The 3,562-nt window shown below is 72.0% G+C and carries 2 protein-coding genes and 1 pseudogene; all 3 read left to right on the forward strand.

Going from position 1 to position 3,562, the window contains the following annotated elements; all coding sequences use genetic code 11:
* On the forward strand, positions 1–1,095 hold a 1,095-nt coding region (locus ABWK99_RS14775; RefSeq protein WP_372595458.1), incomplete at its 5' end, for a peptidoglycan D,D-transpeptidase FtsI family protein.
* Positions 1,096–1,132: 37 nt separating this feature from the next.
* A complete protein-coding gene (locus ABWK99_RS14780) occupies positions 1,133–3,100 on the forward strand; it encodes a UDP-N-acetylmuramoyl-L-alanyl-D-glutamate--2,6-diaminopimelate ligase (RefSeq protein ID WP_372595459.1) in 1,968 nt (655 codons plus the stop codon).
* Positions 3,097–3,562 (forward strand): annotated as a pseudogene (locus ABWK99_RS14785) (phospho-N-acetylmuramoyl-pentapeptide-transferase); the annotation flags it as partial. The gene ABWK99_RS14780 and the pseudogene ABWK99_RS14785, both read left to right, overlap by 4 nt.

Here is a 3,562-nt window from a genome sequence, read left to right on the forward strand (position 1 = left end):
GACTCGATGGTTCCGGCGATCCCCGGCCGCGACGTCCAGCTCACGATCGACCGCGACGTGCAGTTCATCGCCCAGCAGGCGATCGACGAGCAGGTCAGCGCGACAGGGGCGCAGTGGGGCACGGTCGAGGTCTACGACGTGCAGACCGGCGAGATCCTCGCCCTCGCGGACTCCGGGACGATCGACCCGAACAACCCGACCGACGCTGACCCGGCCAGGGCCGCCGCCTCCGTCTACGAGCCCGGATCCACCGCGAAGGTCATCACCATGGCCGCGATCCTCGAGCAGGGCATCGCGACGCCGACCTCGACCTACTCAGTCCCCTACACGTTCACGGTCGAGAACGGGCAGACCTTCAAGGACTCGCACGAGCACGAGACGCTCAACCTCACCCTTGCCGGGATCCTCGCGGAGTCCTCCAACACCGGGACCGTGATGGTCGGCCAGAACGTCCCGAAGGCCGTGCGGCACGACTACCTGGCGAAGTTCGGGCTCGGCTCCACCACGGGAGTCGGGCTCCCCGGGGAGTCGGCCGGCCTGCTGCACGACGCCGAGGACTGGGACGGCCGCTCGGAGTACGCGGTGCTCTTCGGCCAGGCGGTCGCCGTCACGACCCTCCAGGCGACCCAGGTCTTCGCCACGCTGGCGAACCACGGCGAACGCGTCGCCCCGCACATCGTCAAGGCGATCGCCGACGAGGACGGCGTCCTCCAGCCGGTCGAGCAGCCGGAGCCCACCCAGGTCGTCAGCGAGGAGACGGCGGACACGATCGTGCGGATGCTCGAGGGGGCCGTCGCGGACGGCACCGGAGGCAACGCCTCCGTGCCCGGCTACCGCATCGCAGGCAAGACGGGAACCGCGCAGGCCTTCGAGGGGAACGGGGTCGTGAAGAACGTCGCCTCCTTCATCGGGATCGCCCCCGCGGACGACCCGCGCATCGTGGTGAACGTCACGGTCTACGACCCGAAGTCCTCGATCTACGGTGGCAGCGTCGCGGCCCCGGTGTTCAGCGAGGTCACGAGTCACACGCTCCAGTACCTGGGCATCCCGCCGAGCGGTACCACGCCCGATCTGTACCCCACGACGTGGGAGTGAGCGGGCGGATCGGCCCCCGACAGGTAGATTCGGCGCCGTGACGTCCCCCCAGGGCCGGATGAGGCCCGAGCACCGCCCTGTCCGTTCCCTGTCCGACCTCGCAGTCGTCGCGGGGTCGACGGCCTCGTCGTCGACGGAGGGCGTCTCGGTCACCGGGGTGGCCGTCGGCTCGACCGACGTGCTGCCAGGAGATCTCTTCGTCGCCCTCCCCGGGCTGAAGGTCCACGGGGCGCGCCATGCCGCGGAGGCGCTCGCCGCCGGCGCCGTCGCGGTGCTCACGGACGCCGAGGGCGCCGAGCTGATCGGCCCCGGGTGCGAGGTCCCGGTGATCGTCACCGACCGGCCGTTGCGCACGGTCCTCGGCCAGGTCTCGGCCTGGTGCTACGGGCATCCCGCGCGGGAGCTCACCGTCGTCGGCGTCACCGGGACCAACGGCAAGACGACGACCACCTACTTCGTCGACGCCGCCCTGCGCGCGGTCCACACCACGACCGCCGTCGTCGGGACCGTCGAGCTCCGGGTCGGGGACGAGGCGATCGAGAGCCCGCGCACGACCGTCGAGGCGCCCGTGCTGCACGGCCTGTTCGCCCTCATGCTCGAGCGCGGCGCGACCGCCTGCTCGATGGAGGTCTCCTCGCACGCGCTGGCCCTGGAGCGGGTGGCGGGGCTGACGGTCGACGTCGCCGCGTTCACCAACCTCCAGCGGGACCACCTGGACTTCCACGGTGACATGGAGGGCTACTTCCGGGACAAGGCTCGGCTGTTCGCCCCCGACCACGCGCGCCGCGGAGTGATCTGCGTGGACGACGAATGGGGCAGGCGCCTGGCAGCGGAGGCGCGCATCCCGGTCGAGACCGTGGCCACGCATGCGGACCCTGCCGCTCGGGAGGGTGCCGACTGGTGGGTCGAGGAGGCGACGATCGGCCTCGACGGTGTCGGCTCGACCTTCACTCTGGTGGGCCCGGACGGTGTGCGCCTGGAGGCGTTCAGCCCGCTCCCGGGGCTCGTCAACGTGTCCAACGCCGCCCTGGCGATCGTCGTCGCCCATCGGGCCGGGATCTCGCTCGAGGACGCCGTCTCCGGGGTGGCCGGGGCGCACGCGATCCCCGGGCGGATGGAACGCGTGGTCGAGCGGGGGGCGGGCTGGCCGTTGTGCCTCGTCGACTACGCCCACACGCCGGACGCACTGACCCTCGCGCTGGAGGCGGTCCGCCCGATCACCCCGGGTCGACTGGTGCTCGTCCTGGGCTCGGACGGCGACCGTGACCGCGGGAAGCGCCCCCTCATGGGCGAGATCGCGGCACGGCTGGCCGACGTCGTCGTGGTGACGGACGAGAACCCACGCTCGGAGGACCCGGGGGAGATCCGTTCGGCCATCCTTGCCGGCGCGCGCTCGGTCCGTCCCGACCTGCGTGGGGTGCTCGAGGTCTCCCCGCGCGCGGACGCCGTCCGGCTCGGCATGCTCTTGGGCGGCAGCAGCGACACCGTGATCGTGACCGGCAAGGGCCATGAACCGACTCAGGAGATCGCCGGAGTGTTCCACCGCTACAACGACCGTGACGTCTACCTCAGCACGCGCGAGGCCGGGCGTCCCGGTGACGTCCTGACCGCCGACGCCGTCGACGTCGACGCCCAGCGCGCCGCGCTGCACGCCTTGCGCCGCACGTCCCACGGGCGGCGCACCGTCGCCGTGGTGGCGGCTCCGCGGACCCCGGCCGAGGTGACCGACCTCGACGCGCTCGGTCGGCTCGCCGTGCGGCTCGACGTGCGACGGCTGCTCGCGGTCGGCCCGTCCGCTCGTGCCGTGCACACCGGCGCGTACCAGGAGGGATCCTGGGACGCCGAGACGGCCTGGGTCCCCGATGTCGACGCCGCGCGCGCCTGGCTCGCGACCGAGATCGAACCCGAGGACATCGTGCTGGTGACCGGCGCCGGCCTCGAGGACCTCGCGGCAGACCTCGCAGGCGGCGTCGCCGCGCGGATCGACGAGGGGGGCGAGCTGTGAGAGCCGTCCTCATCTCCGGTGGGCTGTCGATGGTGCTCGCGCTGCTGGGCACGCCGTTGTTCATCCGCTACCTCGTCCGCAAGCAGTACGGGCAGTTCATCCGCCAGGACGGACCGACCGCGCACTTCACCAAGCGCGGGACGCCGACGATGGGCGGTGTCGTCATCATCGCGGCGACCCTGCTCGGCTGGGGCGGTGGTCTGGTGGCCACGGGGCGGCTGCCCTCCGCCTCGGCGCTGCTCGTGCTCTTCCTCATGACCGGTCTCGGTGTCGTCGGCTTCCTGGACGACTTCGTGAAGATCTCCCGGCAGCGCAGCCTCGGGCTCAAGGCGCGGTGGAAGATCCTCGGCCAGGGGATCGTCGGCGTGACGTTCGCCGTCCTGGCCCTGCAGTTCCCGCGCGCCGGGGCGGGAACGCCTGCCTCGACGTCGATCAGCTTCATCCGGGACACCGATCTCGACC

It is taken from the genome of Actinotalea sp. (assembly GCF_041597215.1).
Classification (GTDB): Bacteria; Actinomycetota; Actinomycetes; order Actinomycetales; family Cellulomonadaceae; genus Actinotalea.